The sequence below is a fragment of the Halovibrio sp. HP20-59 genome (genome assembly GCF_033052795.2).
Lineage (GTDB): Bacteria > Pseudomonadota > Gammaproteobacteria > Pseudomonadales > Halomonadaceae > Vreelandella.
In genome coordinates this window covers 52,176-69,442 of sequence record NZ_JAWJUW020000012.1, presented here as the reverse complement: position 1 = coordinate 69,442, position 17,267 = coordinate 52,176, and the positions used below count along the sequence as shown (strand labels likewise).

The 17,267-nt window shown below is 56.8% G+C and carries 15 protein-coding genes; 9 read left to right on the top strand and 6 right to left on the bottom strand.

The window, feature by feature from the left end:
* Positions 1-78: 78 nt before the first annotated feature.
* Genes RZA33_RS13825 through RZA33_RS13805 form a run of 5 tightly spaced genes read left to right on the top strand, consistent with a single transcriptional unit; the run spans position 79 to position 4,770 of the window.
* Positions 79-864 carry an SDR family NAD(P)-dependent oxidoreductase gene (locus RZA33_RS13825; protein WP_317508300.1) on the top strand — a complete coding sequence of 262 codons (786 nt, stop codon included), beginning with the start codon at positions 79-81 and terminating at the stop codon, positions 862-864.
* Positions 864-2,210 carry an NAD(P)/FAD-dependent oxidoreductase gene (locus tag RZA33_RS13820; RefSeq protein WP_317508299.1) on the top strand — a complete coding sequence of 449 codons (1,347 nt, stop codon included), beginning with the start codon at positions 864-866 and terminating at the stop codon, positions 2,208-2,210. Before RZA33_RS13825 ends, RZA33_RS13820 begins: the two co-directional genes overlap by 1 nt.
* Entirely contained in the window at positions 2,207-2,971 is a 765-nt protein-coding gene (locus RZA33_RS13815) for a DUF1365 domain-containing protein (RefSeq protein ID WP_317508298.1), read from the top strand. The genes RZA33_RS13820 and RZA33_RS13815 overlap by 4 nt, the downstream gene beginning before the upstream one ends.
* On the top strand, positions 2,968-4,236 hold the full coding sequence (locus RZA33_RS13810) for a cyclopropane-fatty-acyl-phospholipid synthase family protein (protein ID WP_317508297.1): 1,269 nt from the start codon (positions 2,968-2,970) through the stop codon (positions 4,234-4,236). The genes RZA33_RS13815 and RZA33_RS13810 overlap by 4 nt, the downstream gene beginning before the upstream one ends.
* The gene (locus tag RZA33_RS13805; protein WP_317508296.1) at positions 4,237-4,770 is read left to right on the top strand and encodes a DUF2878 domain-containing protein; all 534 of its coding nucleotides are present in this window, start codon (positions 4,237-4,239) and stop codon (positions 4,768-4,770) included.
* Here the strand turns inward: RZA33_RS13805 and RZA33_RS13800 are convergent.
* The gene (locus RZA33_RS13800; protein WP_317508295.1) at positions 4,751-6,592 is read right to left on the bottom strand and encodes a putative bifunctional diguanylate cyclase/phosphodiesterase; all 1,842 of its coding nucleotides are present in this window, start codon (positions 6,590-6,592) and stop codon (positions 4,751-4,753) included. The two genes, RZA33_RS13805 and RZA33_RS13800, sit on opposite strands and share 20 nt — an antisense overlap.
* 372 nt (positions 6,593-6,964) lie before the next feature.
* On the opposite strand from RZA33_RS13800, the gene fabA reads away from it, so the two are divergent.
* Complete coding sequence (gene fabA / locus RZA33_RS13795) at positions 6,965-7,480, top strand: 3-hydroxyacyl-[acyl-carrier-protein] dehydratase FabA (RefSeq protein ID WP_146874617.1); 516 nt, start codon at positions 6,965-6,967, stop codon at positions 7,478-7,480.
* 13 nt (positions 7,481-7,493) lie between these two features.
* Positions 7,494-8,711, top strand: a complete 1,218-nt coding sequence (gene fabB / locus RZA33_RS13790; RefSeq protein WP_317508294.1) for a beta-ketoacyl-ACP synthase I — start codon at positions 7,494-7,496, stop codon at positions 8,709-8,711.
* A 92-nt stretch (positions 8,712-8,803) separates the two neighbouring features.
* Here the strand turns inward: fabB and RZA33_RS13785 are convergent, their stop codons facing one another.
* The 4 genes from RZA33_RS13785 to RZA33_RS13770 form a co-directional block, all read right to left on the bottom strand.
* Positions 8,804-9,538 carry a lysophospholipid acyltransferase family protein gene (locus RZA33_RS13785; RefSeq protein WP_317508293.1) on the bottom strand — a complete coding sequence of 245 codons (735 nt, stop codon included), beginning with the start codon at positions 9,536-9,538 and terminating at the stop codon, positions 8,804-8,806.
* Positions 9,535-10,425 carry a sugar nucleotide-binding protein gene (locus RZA33_RS13780; protein WP_317508292.1) on the bottom strand — a complete coding sequence of 297 codons (891 nt, stop codon included), beginning with the start codon at positions 10,423-10,425 and terminating at the stop codon, positions 9,535-9,537. Before RZA33_RS13780 ends, RZA33_RS13785 begins: the two co-directional genes overlap by 4 nt.
* Before the next feature lie 20 nt (positions 10,426-10,445).
* Positions 10,446-11,033, bottom strand: coding sequence for a single-stranded DNA-binding protein (gene ssb, locus RZA33_RS13775; RefSeq protein WP_317508291.1), 588 nt, complete (start codon positions 11,031-11,033; stop codon positions 10,446-10,448).
* 70 nt (positions 11,034-11,103) lie between these two features.
* A complete protein-coding gene (locus RZA33_RS13770; RefSeq protein WP_317508290.1) occupies positions 11,104-12,483 on the bottom strand; it encodes an MFS transporter in 1,380 nt (459 codons plus the stop codon).
* 196 nt (positions 12,484-12,679) lie between these two features.
* Between RZA33_RS13770 and uvrA the strand changes: the two genes are divergently transcribed.
* Both uvrA and RZA33_RS13760 read left to right on the top strand, forming a co-directional pair.
* On the top strand, positions 12,680-15,529 hold the full coding sequence (gene uvrA / locus RZA33_RS13765) for an excinuclease ABC subunit UvrA (protein WP_317508289.1): 2,850 nt from the start codon (positions 12,680-12,682) through the stop codon (positions 15,527-15,529).
* 149 nt (positions 15,530-15,678) lie between these two features.
* Complete coding sequence (locus tag RZA33_RS13760; RefSeq protein WP_317508288.1) at positions 15,679-16,422, top strand: Crp/Fnr family transcriptional regulator; 744 nt, start codon at positions 15,679-15,681, stop codon at positions 16,420-16,422.
* Here the strand turns inward: RZA33_RS13760 and RZA33_RS13755 are convergent.
* A complete protein-coding gene (locus RZA33_RS13755; protein WP_317508287.1) occupies positions 16,419-17,210 on the bottom strand; it encodes a ribonucleoside-diphosphate reductase in 792 nt (263 codons plus the stop codon). The genes RZA33_RS13760 and RZA33_RS13755 overlap by 4 nt on opposite strands.
* Between the last annotated feature and the right edge of the window lie 57 nt (positions 17,211-17,267).

Genomic DNA, 17,267 nt, shown 5'->3' with positions numbered 1-17,267 from the left:
GTCACACACTCTCTGTGCGGGCTCTAGGCGGGCCAGGTGTAACAGAAAGGGCTGGAGTAAGGTCTTGAGGAGAATCTTATGAGCACATGGACAACCCCCCAACGCATTTGGCTAACCGGCGCCACCTCTGGCATTGGTGAAGCGCTTGCGCGCAAGCTCATCGCTCAAGGCCATCACGTGGTGCTCAGTGCCCGCAACGCCGAGGCGCTCGACGCGCTATGCCAAGACCACCCTAACGCCTACCCCCTGGCGCTGGACATTAGCGACCGCCAAGCGGTGCTTGCTGCGGGCCAGCGTATTAAAGAGCGCCTGGGTTCGCTCAACCTAGCGCTCTTCAACGCTGGCACTTGCGAATACCTTAACGCTCAGCAGTTTGATATGGCGTTGGTTGAGCGCGTTTTCACGCCTAATTTGTTTGGCACTTTATACGGGGTTGAAGCTGCCCTGCCGCTACTACGCGCAGCGCGACAAGAAGGTTTGCCTGCGCGATTGGCGGCAACGTCAAGCGCCTCAGCTTATCTTGCGCTGCCCCGCGCGGAAGCCTACGGCGCATCTAAAGCCGCAGTGAGTTATTTCCTGGAGTCGCTGCGCTTAGATCTCGATCAGGAAGGCATCGACGTCAGCTTGATTCACCCCGGCTTTGTGAAGACGCCACTCACCGAGCGTAACGACTTTCCTATGCCGATGCAGGTGACGGCAGAGCAAGCAGCCGATGCCATTATCGCGGGGCTGATCAAGGGGCGTTTAGATATTCATTTTCCACGCCGCTTTACCTATATCGTCAAATTACTGGGTATTTTGCCGCCAGCCCTGCGGCGTCAAATCGGCCTACGCCTGACCCGCCCGCCCAAGGAGACGTCATAATGTCGATGGCATCGCAACGTATCGCCATTGTCGGCAGTGGCATTAGCGGCATGGCCGCTGGCTGGTACCTGTCAGCACAACACGAGGTGACGCTATTTGAGGCCGATGATCGCCTGGGTGGCCACACAGCCACGATGGATGTGGAGGTCGAAGGCCGCCGCTACGCAATTGATACCGGTTTTATCGTCTTCAACGACTGGACCTACCCCCACTTCCAGCGCCTGCTGGCCACCCTCGGCGTCGCTTCACAAGCTACCGAGATGAGCTTCTCGGTGCATGAAACAGAGCGGGATTTTGAGTACAACGGCCATACCTTAGGTTCGCTGTTTGCTCAGCGGCGCAACTTGTTTAACCCGGCTTTCTATCGTTTGCTTGGCGACATCCTGCGCTTTAACAAACAGGCCACAAAAGCGCTAGACAGCCAGCAGCTACCCAATGATATGACCCTGGGCGAGTATTTAGACCAAAACCATTACAACCGTGATTTTCAGCAGCGCTACTTACTGCCCATGGGCGCCGCCATTTGGTCAGCCAGCATCAGCGACTTACGCGCCTTTCCATTGGCATTTTTTGTGCGCTTCTTCCGTAATCACGGCCTGCTTTCCATTAGCCACCGCCCGCAGTGGTACACCCTGGTCGGCGGCTCGAAAAGCTATATTCCCAGCCTGACGGCGCCCTATGCGTCACGTATTCATCTCAATACGCCGGTGACGCGGATTACCCGCGAGCACGCGGGCGTCAACATCACGACGCCTTCTGGTACCCAGCGCTTCGACCAGGTCGTGCTTGCCTGTCACGCCGACCAGGCATTGGCTATGCTCGGCGACGCCAGCAGCGTTGAGAAAGAGGTGCTCGGCGCCATGCCGTATCAGGATAACGAAGTGGTGCTGCATACCGACACCCATCTGCTCCCACGGCGCCGCCGCGCCTGGGCAAGCTGGAACTATCGCCTGGACCAACGCGATAGCGGCGCGCGGGTATCAGTCACTTACGATATGAATATCCTTCAACAAATCGACAGCGACACCACGTTTTGCGTCACTTTGAACGACAGCGCCAGCATTGATCCCAGCAAAATTCTCGGCCGCTATAGCTACGCACACCCCCAGTTCACCCTGGCAGGTCAGGCCGCTCAGGCGCGCCACGCGGAGATATCGACCACCGCACAACGCACGCACTTTTGCGGCGCCTACTGGCGCAATGGCTTCCACGAAGACGGCGTATGGAGTGCACTAAGAGTCGCTCAAGCGCTGGGCTGCGATGAGGCTGCCCCGCCCCCTGCGCCTCCGACCACGCTGCCGGCCCATGAGCTACTGACGCCCCAGGGCGTCGAGGGGTTGGGATGATCGCCAATCCGCGCTCGCGTATTTATCGCGGTACCTTACGCCACCGCCGCTTTACCCCCAAGACCCACACCTTTAGCTACCGGGTGTGGATGGCGTGGTTTGACCTTGACGAGCTGCCCGACCTATTGGATCAGGTACCCGGCTTTAGCGCTCGGCGCCCGGCGCTAGCGCGCTTTCGGCGCGAAGACTACCTGGGCCCGGTCGACCGGCCGCTAAAAACAGCCGTGCGCGAAGAGTTAATTCGTCAGCTTGGCAGCGCCCCCAACGGTCGTATCTACGTGCTCACCCAGCTACGCACGCTGGGCGCCATGTTTAATCCTATTTCGGTCTATTACGCCTACGACCACCTGGGACGGCTGGCGGCGGTATTGAGCGAAGTGACCAACATGCCGTGGCGTGAGCGTACCCGTTATGCCAGCGCGGTAGACCCATCACGGCATAGTCATCAAGCGCATTTCGCTAAAGATATGCACGTTTCGCCCTTCAATCCCATGGACATGGATTATCGCTGGAAATTTAATGCTCCAGGCGAAAAACTGTTTTTGCATATGGAGAACTGGCAGGACGAACAGTGCCACTTCGATGCCACATTGACCCTTGAAGGCTTACCGGCGACTCGCTCCGTGCTGGTAAAAACCTTGGCACGCCAACCATGGATGAGTTTGAAAACCATCGCGGGTATTCATTTTGAAGCGCTACGCCTGTGGCTTAAGCGCGTCCCCGTTTATAACCACCCCAAGCGCAAGGAGACTTCAAAGTGACGACCCTGCGTTCTACCCCGCCCAGTATTCAACCGGCCAAGCAAGACCGCTTAACCCGGTGGCTAAAACCTCGCTTAATGGCCAAGCTGGACACCTTTAATGGTGGCCGCATTACGCTCATTGAAGGCAACCAATGCCACCACCTGGGCCAAGAGGGGCCACTGCAGGTCACCGTAGTGATCCGCCACTCCCGTGCCTGGAAACGGCTGGCCTTTGGCGGCACCGTTGGGGCGGCTGAATCCTATATGGACGGCGATTGGGATGCCGATGACCTTGTCGCGCTAATACGTCTGTTTGCCTCAAACCTTGAGCAGGTCAACGGCAATATTGAGAACGGCAGCGCACGCTTTGCCCGCTGGCTGCTGGGCGCCACCTATCGTTTTCAGCGCAACAGCCTAAGCGGCTCTAAACGCAATATTTCTGCCCATTACGATATCGGTAACGATCTCTTCTCAACTTTCTTAGACCGCAGCCACTGGATGTATTCAAGCGCGGTGTTTCCCTACCCGGAAGCCAGCCTGGAAGAAGCTTCTACCTACAAGCTCGACCTGATGCTTGAAAAACTCGACGTGCAGCCAGCGCACCACCTGTTAGAAATTGGTACCGGCTGGGGCGGCTTGGCGATTCACGCCGCAAAAACCCGCGGCTGCCGTGTCACCACGACGACTATTTCTGAAGAACAGTATGCCCATACCCAACGCCGCATCCACGAAGAAGGCCTCGCCGATAAAATCACTCTGCTCAAGCAGGACTACCGCGAGCTGACCGGCCGCTTTGACCGATTGATTTCGATAGAAATGATCGAGGCCGTGGGACACCAGTACCTGGATACCTACCTGCATAAGCTGGATAGCCTGTTGACCGACGATGGCCAGGCCATGCTTCAAGCCATCACCATTCGCGACCAGCGCTTCGAAGAGGCGAAACGCGATATGGACTTTATCAAACGCTACATTTTCCCGGGAGGCTTCCTGCCCTCCCACCACGCCATGCTCAACAGCGTGATGCGTAAAACCTCCCTGAATGTGGTCGCGCTGGATGAAATAGGCCCGCACTATGCTCGTACACTGCGCGAATGGCGTCACCGTTTTGAAGCCAGCTTGGAGCAGGTGCGCGCACTCGGCTACGACGAGCGCTTCATCCGTATGTGGCGTTACTATTTATGCTACTGCGAGGGCGGCTTTATAGAGCGTTCTATCGGCACCTGCCACCTATTGCTGGCTAAACCAGCGGCTAAGCCGATACCGCTCACGGGCGCACTCTAGATGGCAACACGCAAATGGCAAGCGTTGGTGCTGAACGCGCTACGTTTTGAAGCTGGCTGGTTATTGTGCGTACTCGGCGGCTCATGGGTAGCAGCCATAGCAGGGAGCAGCCTGCTTGCATGGCACCTCTGGCGCTGCAGCTTTTCCGGGGAATGGCGCTTTATCGCTGGCTTTGCACTGCTCGGGCTGGTGATTGACGGCAGCTTGCAGCTACTGGGAGGCTTTGATTTTAATGATCAAACGCTCGTGCTGGGGTTATTACCACTGTGGCTGTGGATGCTTTGGCCGCTGTTTGCCACCCTGGTTTATCACTCGCTGGGCTGGTTATGGCGTTACCCGCTGATCGCCGCGCTTTGCGGGGCGGTCAGCGGCCCGCTCTCCTACTATGGCGGCGCGTTGCTGGCAGAGGTTAGCCTTGCGCCCTGCTTGCTTCCCGTTCAGGCGTTGATTTGGGCAGCGCTATGCGCGGGGATCAGCCGTTATTATAGGCGGCTGATCCCCGCCGTTAAGACAGCTATGACTCAGAGTGGCTAGCGAGTGGCACAGGTGCCAGGCGTTTTTCCAGCTCATCGGCGGGCGTCGGTCTAGAAAAGTAAAACCCTTGAACGCTCACACACCCTGCGGTAACCAAGAACTGGCACTGCTCTTTCGTTTCGACGCCTTCGGCGATCACTTCCAGCCCCATACCCTCGGCCATCGCTAGTACCGCTTTGACGATGGCAGCATCGGCTTGATCGTGGGGCAAGTCTTTAATGAACGCCCGGTCGAGCTTGATTTTATCCACCGGCAGGCGTTTCAGATAGCCAAGCGATGAGTATCCTGTACCAAAGTCGTCAATCGCAATCGCAAAACCTTGGTCGCGCAACCCCTGCAAGCGCGGCCGCATTTCGCCCGCTCGCTCATCGAGCAACACCGATTCAGTTAACTCTAGACCAATCTGGGAAGGCAATAATTGATAGCGCTTTAAACACGTCGCTAGCTGGCTTTCCAGATCGCCTTGAAACAGCTGCAATGCTGAAATATTGACCCAAATAGTCAGTTTGGGCATGTCGCGATGACGCCAATGGGCCTGCTGAGCGCAGGCTTTTTCAATCACCCAGGCGCCCAGCTGCGACATCAAGCCGTGGCGCTCAGCCAGTGGAATAAAGTCGCCGGGGGAAATCATACCGTCCCGTGGGTGGCGCCAACGCAGCAGCGCCTCCATACCCACTATCGCACCGGTACTGGGATGATGCTGGGTTTGAAAGTGTAGCTCTAACTGATCACCGGAAATCAGCGCCGCGCGTAGGTCGCTAACCAATGCCAATTGAGGGTTGTCCTGCTTATCTAGCGCAGGACGAAAGCGTTGGCTAAGGTTTCGCCCGAGCCGCTTGGCGCTGTAGAGCGCCGATTCCAAGCGCTGAAAGAGTACCCCTGAGTCGTTACCATCTTCGGGCACGCGACAGCTGCCAATCGTCAGCCCCAGGCGCAACGAGTGATCATTGATTTCAAACGGCCGACTCATGTGCTCGCGCAGGGTAGCGATCCATTGGTCGTGATCGTCGAAGGTAGTCGTGCGGATGACCATAAATTCGTCGCCCCCCAAGCGGCCCACCACACTTCCCGCTACATAGCTGGTAAGCCGCTGGGCAAAGCGCGCTAACAAGCGGTCGCCCTGTTCAACTCCCAGGCTATCATTGACCGACTTAAACCCATCAATGTCTATCAACGCCATATCCAGGCTTTCCCCCGCACGGATATGGCGCAGTCGAGAAGCCAGCAAGTCGTGGAGGCGGCGCCGGTTGGGCAGACCGGTCAGAGGGTCTTCAAAGCCGATACGGCGCAGGTCATTTTCACGCGCCTTCTGTGCCGAAATATCGCTAAACAGGTTGATAAAATGGGTAATCTTGCCGCGTTTATCGGTCACAGCGCGGACTTTGAGCCACTCGGGGTACTCGTCGCCACTTTTTCGTTGGTTCCACATTTCGCCTTCCCAACGGCCGGTGCTTTTTAGCGTACCCCACATTTTTTGGTAGAAGGCTTTGTCATGACGCGGCGCAGCCAGGGTTTCAAGTTTAACGCCTTGGACCTCAGGACCTGTGTAACCGGTAATGTCGGTAAACGCCGGGTTAACGGTAATGACACGGTTTTGCTCATCGCTGATCACCATCGCATCGCTCGCCAGCCCTAAGGTATCTTGCGTTAGCTGCAAGCGAAGCCGCTGCTGGCGCACTTGCTTCCAGGCGTTCCCCAGCCCAAGCGCGACTAACAGGGCGGCCACCAAGCGTAGGCCGCTATCGGGTAACCACACGCAGGCAGGCAGCGCTATCAGCGCCACCCAAATTAATGGACGATTAAGAGAAACGGGCAACCACATGGTGATTTGCTATATCCTATTTAACATTTTCGATAAAAAATTAGCGCTAGGCGCCATGCTGATCATGCCGCTTAATGAAAAACTCCGGTCGTCTATATTACTGCAGTCGCCAATTTTTGTGCATAATTGGTCTTTATCGAACAAAATGTGTCGTTATAGTGTCATCGGCCAAGCCACTGAAAACTGTAGGCGCAGGCGATAAATGGCCAGTTGCGTGCATTCGACGGTTTCGGGAAGTAGACTAGACTAGGCTTTGCGGGCCGTGCCTCGGCGCTAGACGCGAGTGCTGATTTAAGTGCTATGCTCCGATGCCATGCATCGGCTCTAAGTGCCGTACGCGGCCAACCACCATTTGAAATTCGGAAAGATTCAGTGATCAAGCAACATTCCTTTAATCGCGAAGAACTGCTGGCCTGCTCGCGGGGCGAACTATTTGGCCCCGGTAACGCACAGCTTCCGGCGCCTAACATGTTGATGCTTGATCGCATCAAGCACATTCACGAAGAAGGCGGTGAGCACGGCAAAGGTGAACTAATCGCCGAGCTGGATATCACACCAGATTTGTGGTTCTTTGATTGTCACTTTCCCGGTGACCCCGTTATGCCCGGCTGCTTAGGGTTAGACGCCATGTGGCAGCTGGTCGGTTTTTATTTGGGCTGGCTAGGCCATCCTGGGCGCGGGCGCGCACTTGGCTGCGGCGAGGTCAAATTCAGCGGACAGATCCTGCCTGATGCGCAAAAAGTGACCTATAGCATTAATATCAAGCGTATTATTACCCGACGCCTTATTTTGGGTATCGCCGACGGTACAGTCACCGTCGACGGACGCGACATCTATCAGGCTAATGATTTGCGCGTTGGCCTATTTACCTCCACTGCGAATTTCTGAACAGGAGGCTCCCATGCGACGAGTGGTAGTCACCGGCCTTGGTATTGTTTCATGCCTTGGCAATGACCAACGACAGGTCCTGGACGCGCTCAAAACTGGGCGTAGCGGTATTCGTTTTAAGGAAGAGTACGCCGAGCGTGGCTTCCGCAGTCATGTAGCCGGCAGCGTCGATATTGACCTTGACGCACTCATTGACCGTAAACTGCGCCGCTTCATGGGCGATGCGGCAGCCTATGCCTACGTTTCGATGGCCCAAGCCATCGAAGACGCGGGGCTCAGCGAAGAACACGTATCCCACGAGCGCACTGGCCTAATCGCCGGTTCAGGTGGTGCTTCAAGCGCCAACCAAGTGGAAGCCGCTGACGTACTGCGCGAGAAAGGACTTCGCCGCGTTGGCCCTTATCGGGTCACACGCACCATGGGCAGTACCGTCTCTGCTTGCTTGGCAACGCCGTTTAAGATCAAAGGTGTGAACTTCTCCATTTCCTCTGCCTGTGCAACGTCCGCGCACTGCATCGGTAGCGCCATGGAGCAAATTCAGCTCAACAAGCAGGACGTTGTGTTTGCCGGTGGTGGCGAAGAAGAGCACTGGACCCTGTCTTGTCTGTTTGATGCCATGGGCGCGCTCTCAACCCACTATAACGATAACCCCGAACATGCCTCGCGTCCTTATGATCAGGCCCGCGACGGTTTCGTTATTGCCGGTGGCGGTGGCATGCTGGTGCTTGAAGAGCTTGAGCACGCCAAAGCGCGTGGCGCCAAAATCTACGGCGAGCTAGTCGGTTACGGCGCAACCTCAGACGGTCACGACATGGTAGCCCCGTCAGGCGAAGGCGCCATGCGTTGCATGCGCCAGGCGATGGCCACCGTTGATGGCAGCATTGATTACATCAATACCCACGGCACCTCGACACCGGTAGGCGATGTCGCCGAGCTCAAAGCCATCCGTGAAGTGTTTGGCAACACGACGCCTGCGATGAGTTCGACCAAATCGCTCACCGGCCACTCCTTGGGGGCCACCGGTGTGCAGGAGGCGATCTATTCGCTCCTCATGATGCAGCACAGCTTTGTCGCTGCGTCGGCGAATATCACCGATTTGGATGAGCAGGCCGATGGCTTCGATATCGTCACCGAACGCCGCGATGACGTGACCATTGAGCGCGCCCTGTCGAATAGCTTTGGCTTTGGCGGCACCAATGCGTGCTTAGTCTTCCAGCGCTTTAACGACTGACGCTTAACATGAAGCTGATCGAAACGGCGCCCACTGGGCGCCGTTTTTGTATCACCAGCTTTGGGTATCAAGAGAGGAAAAACATAACGCTGTTAGCGTGAGGTCGGTCGCGGTACTTCAGAGATTTCCTGTAGCTGCGCCTCGATCCATACTTCCACTTCCGCAAGGACCTCATCGGGCATGCGCCCAGCTGTCTCAATCGGCTTACCAATACGCACACGCAGCACGCCTGGCCGCTTAACCCAGTGGCGCCCTGGCCAGCGCTCACCAGCGTTGTGAGCCACCGGCAAGACCGGCACCCCTGCACGGCAGGCCACAACGCTACCGCTTTTGTTATAGCGCTTGCGGATACCTGGGTCGACACGCGTTCCTTCAGGAAAAATCAGTACCGAAAGCCCCGTTTCCAAACGCTCAACGCCTTGGGTTAGTACCTGCCGCATTGCCCGTGCCGGTTTAGAGCGATCTAAACTGATCGGGCGTAGCAAACGCAGCCCCCAGCCAAAGATGGGCAGGCGCAATAACTCGCGTTTTAGCACGGTACATACCGGCGGCATCATTACCTGTAGAAACACGGTTTCCCACTCACACTGGTGATTAGCCTGAATCACACAGGGGCCGCTGGGCAGGTTTTCTCGCCCTTGTATGTCGTAACGCACGCCGCAGGCGATACGAAACCACACCATCAAAAAGTAGTTATACAAGTTGAGTAAGCGGTAGCGGCCCGCCAAGGGCAGAAACGGCGCGATGGGCAAAAAAAGAATACCGATCATCAGCATCGCGAGAAAGTAGCCCGCGTAAAATACCAAACTGCGCACCACATTTATCAAGCCGATGCTCCTTTATCGCTGACACGGTTATTCTCGCGGGTTAAACACCAGGTATCGAGCATCCGCCCAACCTCTAGCCGCCAAGGTTTTTGATGAACGCCGAAGACATCAAGTACACGCCGGCAGTTTAAAACGCGACGCAGCTTGGCATCATGATGATGGGTCAGCGGCTGCACCTCGCCGAGGGAGACCTGCTCACCGCGGCCTTCAAGATGGGTTAACAGCTGAGTACGAATCATAGAGGTAAAGGTGAAGTCACTCACGGGCTCGGTACCGGCAAGGTGATAAGCCCCCCAAGCATTGGCGCCACAGCCCTGCTGTTGTAACATACCAATCAACGCCATAGCGACGGCGTCCGCTGATGTTGGGCAAAAAATCACATCTTCTGCCGCGCGCACCGCTTTGCCGACCACTAAACTATCGATGATTTCATTGAGCCAGGCGTGGCTGCCTTCCAAAGCAAACAACGGCCCCAGGCGTACGATCAAATGACGCTGAAATCCCGCGCGAATGCGATCACCGGTCTGCACTAGACGGCGCAAGCTATCATCCCGCGGCGTAGGCACCACAGGTTCATCAATGGGGACTTCCAGCCCCTCTTCGTAGAGTTGATCAGAGACGCACCATACCAATGCCACGTTCTGCCCCTGGCAGGCTTTTAAGCAGCCATCAACCGCATCCGCGTGTGCAGTGACATCCGCGGGCGCCATACTCAACGGGTGCGCCAGCGGCGGAATGATCACCGCGTCAGGCGCTATCGACTCAAGGCGCGCCGGCGAAATAAGCGAGCCTTGTTCGATCACCAACTCCGTATCGGTACGACGGCTTGCTTCCCGAGCCAAGGCCAAACTTAAGCAGTGTCCGGCATCCAATATCAACAGTTTCACGACGGTCTCTCCTTGTCGCGCTAAAACGGGATCTCATCGTCGAAGTCATCAAAGTTACCCGGGTCCGGCGCGCCGTAGCTGTTGTTCTGCTGGTTGGGCTGGGGAGCTTGATTACCCTGCTGCGGCGCTGGTTGCGCGGGGCGAGACGGCTGCGAGCTCTGACCGCCGGGGTAGTTATTTGCCTCTTGAGGCGCGCCACCCTGGTTATTTTGGGCCGGAGCGTTCTGAGCATAGTTATTCTGCGGTGCCCCACCGCCCTGATAATCACCGCTGCGGCCATCCAGCATTTGCATGTCGTTGGCGACGATTTCCGTCGAGAAACGATCCTGACCGTTCTGATCCTGCCACTTGCGGGTTTGCAAACGCCCCTCAATATAGACTTTAGAGCCTTTTTTCAGGTATTGCTGGGCGATTTCAGCGGTTTTATTGAACATCACCACGCGGTGCCATTCGGTGCGCTCTTGACGCTGGCCGCTCTGGCGATCCATCCACGTATCGGTGGTCGCCAAATTTAAGTTTGCCACGGCGGTGCCGCTGGGTGTGAAACGCACCTCAGGGTCCTGCCCGAGGTTACCAATCAAAATGACCTTGTTAATACCGCGAGCCATAAGGTGCTCCTTTACTCAATGTTTAATAGGGTTAGTAACCAGCCAGAATCGCGTTGACGGTCTCGCTGGGTTAAGATTTTGGCGGTGCCATCAGTTTGTTCAACGCCGCCTGATCAAGCTGTTGACGGTTCACTTTTAGATATACCAAGCGCTCTTCCGGCACCACCATCACGTCTTCGACACCGACGACATCAGCTAAGCGCTCCATCAGCAACTCAAGCGCGTCGGCCTGGGTATCGTGCAACACGACAACTTCGCTGGATAAAGGCGGCGGTGCAGGCATCCACCACATAGCCACCCACCAGCACAACGCCAGCCCAGCACAGCCAATAAAGACCGCGTTGAGGCCACCGTAATGCGCCAATAAGCCGCCTAGCGTACCGCCTAAAAAAGCGCCTAAAAACTGGCTGGTGGAGTACACCCCCATCGCGGTACCTTTGGCGCCCGCCGGGGCCAGCTTGCTGAGCATGGAAGGTAGCGTGGCTTCCAGCAAGTTAAAGCCCGTGAAGAATACAAACAGCCATACAAAGAGCCAGTAGCTTGGCGAGAGTGGCAACCCTAGCCCGGCTAAACTAATCACAATAGCGCCGATTGCCAGTAGGCACATCGAGCGCATACGCTGCTTTTTTTCCGCGACGAAAATCAACGGCACCATGGCGACAAACGACAGCGCCATAATGCCAAGATACGCCAGCCCGTGATACTCAATCGCAACTCCCGCGTTGAGCAACCGAAAAGGTACCGCCACGAAGATCGCCATCAGTACCAGGTGCAGGGCGAAAATCGAGACGTCCAGCCGCCATAAATCGGGGCGGGTTATCACGCTTTTGAACTGCTGGCGGTCCATGCCCACATCACGATGGCGTCGCCGCCGGGGCGCAGCTGGCACCCAGCGCCATAGCACCAGTAAACCCACCAGCGTCAACAGCGCGGTAAAGCCAAACACTCCGGCAAGCCCCGCCCAGGCAGCAAGCCATGGCCCCAGCACCATGGCGATGGCAAATGACATTCCAATAGAGAGCCCAATGGTGGCCATAGCGGCGGTGCGTACTTCCTCGCGGGTTTGATCCGCTAGCAACGCCATAATAGCCGCCGCGACGGCGCCCCCGCCTTGCAGCGCTCGTCCGGCTATCACGCCGGCAATAGTATCGGAGAGCGCCGCCACCACGCTGCCCAGGGCAAAAATCACCAGCCCCATGGCGATCACCCGCTTACGGCCAATGCGATCCGACAGTAAGCCGAAAGGAATTTGCAGCGTTGCCTGGGTTAATCCATAGATACCCAGCGCCACGCCCACCAATAGCGGGGTAGCGCCCTCAAGCGTGTCGGCATACAGCGCCAACACCGGCAGCACCATGAATAGCCCCAGCATGCGCGATGCATAAAGCCCGGCTAACCCGCTGATTGCACGACGTTCAGAGGCCAGCAAAAGTGCTAAAGCCTTGCGCATAATGCCCCTGTGTATGATGAAGAATAAATATTGGATGGATAAGCATGGCCTAAGACAGTTGTCTATTCTAGCGGTTTGGGCGGGCGCTGGAAACGGCTCAGGTTGCCGCATGTTATACAGGGTTATGAAAGCGGTTTTGCCGGGAGGGGCTCCGCAAACGTATAATCACGCTTTTGCCGCGCGATTCGAGGTGTTGATGGACAGCATTCTGGTCAGGGGTGCCCGCACCCACAACCTCAAGCAGATCGATGTGGAGCTGCCCCGTAACAAGCTGATTGTGATCACCGGCCTTTCGGGTTCGGGTAAATCGTCATTGGCGTTTGACACCTTGTATGCCGAAGGGCAGCGCCGCTACGTGGAATCGCTTTCCACCTATGCGCGCCAGTTCCTGTCGATGATGGAAAAGCCCGATGTGGATCACATCGAAGGGCTCTCGCCTGCGATCTCTATTGAGCAGAAGTCTACCTCCCACAACCCGCGTTCAACCGTGGGTACCATCACCGAAATTTACGACTACCTGCGCCTGCTGTTTGCCCGTGCAGGCACGCCTCGCTGCCCCGAGCACGGCGAAGACCTTGAAGCCCAGACCATTTCGCAGATGGTCGATCAGGTGATGAATCTTGAAGAAGGCACCAAGCTAATGCTGCTGGCGCCGGTGGTCAAAGGCCGTAAAGGGGAACATTTACAGCTATTGGCAGAACTGCGCGCCCAAGGTTTTGTGCGCGCGCTGATCGACGGCCAAGTGCTGGAGCTTGACGACATCGCCCCGCTGGATAAGCGCAAAAAGCACGATATCAGCGTGGTGGTTGACCGCTTCAAAGTGCGCGATGACCTGGCTCAGCGGCTAGCAGAGTCGTTTGAAACGGCGCTCAATCTTGCTGACGGCACCGCCATGATTCACTTCATGGACGGTGGCCATGAGGATATCGCCTTCTCGTCACGCTTTGCCTGCCCGGTGTGCGGCTACTCGTTAGCCGAGCTTGAGCCCCGCATGTTCTCGTTCAACAACCCAGCGGGCGCCTGTCCCACCTGCGACGGGCTGGGGGTCCAACAGTACTTCGACCCCGCGAAGTTAATCAGCCACCCGGAGCTTTCACTGGCCGAAGGCGTGATCAAGGGCTGGGATCGGCGCAACATTTACTACTTTACCCAGCTGCAGGCGCTCGCCAAGCATTACCGCTTTGAACTAGAAACGCCCTGGAATGAGCTTGCCCGTCACGAGCAAGAAATTATTCTCAACGGCAGCGGCGACGAGACGATTCCGTTCGTCTACGTCGGCGACCGCGGCCGCAAGGTGACCCGTGAACATGCCTTTGAGGGCGTGCTGCCCAACATGCAGCGCCGCTACCGGGAAACCGAATCCAATATGGTGCGCGATGATCTGGCCAAGTACATCGCCGTGCAATCCTGCGCGACCTGTAGCGGCACACGGCTGCGTAAAGAGTCGCGCCACGTTTATGTCGATGACCACAATATCGCCGAGATCGTGCGCTTCCCTATCGGCGATGCCTGGCGCTACTTTGCCGACTTGAAACTGCCGGGACGTAAAGGCGAGATCGCCGATAAAATCGTCCACGAAATTCATGCCCGGCTGGAGTTTCTGGTTAACGTGGGGCTGGACTATCTCAACCTGGAGCGCAGCGCCGACACGCTTTCCGGCGGTGAGGCGCAGCGCATTCGCCTGGCCAGCCAGATTGGCGCGGGCCTGGTCGGCGTCATGTACATTCTTGATGAGCCCTCAATTGGCTTGCACCAGCGCGACAACGACCGTCTGTTAAAAACCCTTGAGCGGCTGCGCGATTTGGGCAATACCGTGATTGTGGTAGAACACGACGAAGAGGCTATTCGCGCTGCCGACCACGTACTGGATATTGGCCCCGGCGCTGGCGTTCACGGCGGTGAAATTGTCGCCCAGGGCACGCCTAAAGACGTAATGGACAACCCTAACTCGCTGACCGGCCAATATCTTTCCGGCACGCGGGAAATTGCTGTGCCCCCCTACCGCATTCCCGGCAACCCGGAAAAGCAGCTGGTGGTACGCGGCGCCACTGGCAATAATCTTCAAGACGTAACGCTGTCGTTGCCATTGGGGCTATTTATTGCCATTACCGGTGTCTCTGGGTCCGGCAAGTCGACGCTGATTAACGGCACGCTAATGCCGATTGCCGCCCGCGAACTCAACCGCGCCACCACGCTGACCGCCGCGCCCTACGAGAAGATCGAAGGGCTCGACCAGCTGGATAAGGTGATCGATATTGATCAGAGCCCCATCGGCCGCACGCCGCGCTCCAATCCGGCGACCTATACGGGTATTTTTACGCCGATTCGTGAGCTGTTTGCGGGCACTCAAGAGGCGCGCTCGCGGGGCTACAAGCCTGGCCGGTTTAGCTTTAACGTCAAAGGCGGGCGCTGCGAGGCGTGCCAGGGCGAAGGTATGATCAAGGTTGAGATGCATTTTCTACCCGACATCTACGTGCCCTGCGACGTCTGTAAAGGCAAGCGTTACAACCGCGAAACCCTGGATATCCACTACAAGGGTAAAACCATCCACGAAGTGTTGGCTATGACCGTGGAAGACGCGCTTGAATTCTTCAGCCCCGTGCCCGCCATCGCCCGGCGTTTGCAAACCTTGCTTGATGTAGGCCTCTCCTACATTCGTTTGGGACAGAGTGCTACGACGCTTTCCGGTGGCGAAGCGCAGCGGGTTAAGCTTGCCCGTGAACTGGCCAAACGCGACACCGGCAAGACGCTGTATATTTTGGATGAGCCGACCACCGGCCTGCACTTTGAGGATATCCGCCAGCTGCTAACGGTCCTCCACCGCCTGCGCGATCACGGCAACACTATCGTGGTGATTGAACACAACTTGGACGTGATCAAAACCGCCGACTGGATTGTCGATCTCGGCCCCGAAGGTGGTTCCGGCGGCGGGCAGATTATTGCCGAAGGCACCCCAGAGCAGATCGCCAAGCAGGACGTTTCGCATACCGGCCGTTTCTTAGCACCACTGCTGGCGCGCAGCCAAAAACGCGCGGCTAAACGCTAATATAGCTGGGGTGAGTGAGAGTTCACCCCAGACTAAATAACCACGCATTTAAGTCTAGATAGCCAACACAAAAGACGATGACTGTGTTTATAGTAGCGAACAGAGAATAGTTAGCAATATTATGCAATCCTCTACTGGAGGGGTAAGCCGTGGGCCACGAAAAAAGCTGTATTATTAAACACTTTAGTCACTACTGCTCGTTAACCGAGGAGGAAAAAGAACTACTTATTACGCTTGAGAACGGCCCCACTGAGATCAAGTCAGGCACACTGCTCTGGGAGATGGGCGATGCGGCCAACGAGTTTTGCACGCTAAAAAGCGGCTGGGCTTACTCCTACCGCCACTTAGAAAATGGCAACCGGCAAATCCTCGAAGTCTTTTTGCCAGGCGATATTATTGGACTGCGCGAGTTTGCCTTCTCGCAACGGCTTGAGAACGTGCGCATGATTGACGATGGCGTAATCTGCCACTTCCCCCATAAGCGCATGCTAGACATATTCCGCCAGTCGCTGACCCTAACGTCGGTAATGTTTGCCATCGGTAGTCGCCAGCAGGCGCTGCTTACCGAACGGCTGGTCAACTTGGCTCGGCGCAGCGCTCGCCAAAAAGTAGCGCATTTTCTCCATGAGATGTACCTGCGGCTGCGCCAAACCAACGTCGATATTAGCGGCCAGTTTCGACTGCCCCTTTCCCAAGAGCAACTTGCTGATATCTTTGGCTTAAGCCCGGTGCATGTGAGCCGCACCTTCACGTCACTGAGCGAAGATGGCTTGGTCTTTCGTGACCGCCATCACGTTACCATTCCCGACCTGGCGGCGCTGGCGACCGAAGGTGAGTTCGACGACTGCTACCTCACCGACAACGTTAGACCACTGTTAGGCGAAATAGCCTAACCGCACTTTGACCAACCACAGCCTGCGTAACAGGTGGGGCAGCCATCCATCATGATGAGCTCGCCGCGGCACTCGGGGCAGTGGCCCACAATGGCCGGGCCACTGCCTTCAGGCTTTTTTTGCGCTGCGGCCGCTCCGCTGATAGGCGCTACTGCGTCTGCTCCCACGGTTGCATCGGCGCTATTTTCATCGCTACTGGGCTGCCAGGCGTGGCCATGAGTCATGCGGTGAGCGTAGCGCTCGACCAACTGCTCAACCGGCACCTGATTACCGTCCTGATCCAAAAAGCCGCGACGATAGAGGATCTGCTGAATCGACCAGGCAATCGCCGCGACTTCCGAATCGTGGAACATAGGTTTGTTCCAGCGATTCATCCCGCAGCGTACCAAGCCTTTATCCCAGGCCACTTTGCGCAGGTCCGCCACCGCCTGGGTGGCATAACCGCCGCGGGCCGCTAGCGAGAGATTGCGCATGGTGGCGGTGATCCACTGGTGTTCGCTGGAGAGCTGCCCTGACGGAAAAAAGAACTCCACCGGGCGCTCGATCACCACGCGCTTGCCACCGATAACCCCCTCCACCGGCATAAATGACACCAGCAGATAGACTTTCTTGCGCCCCTCCGCGCCCACGTAAGAGATCTTTTCGGACACCGCTTCCAGGGTGCCTTCCGGGCGCGACGGAATGCGCACCGTCAGCGGGTTTTCATCCTGCAGCTCAGCAGCGGGCGCGGCCGGCTCCTTCTGCTTGATACGATAACCCACTATTTTTGAAGTAATTTCTACAGCCATAGTGTTCTCCACAAAGCGACGGCAATGCCAAGTTAGTCAGAGGTGTATTCGTCAGCG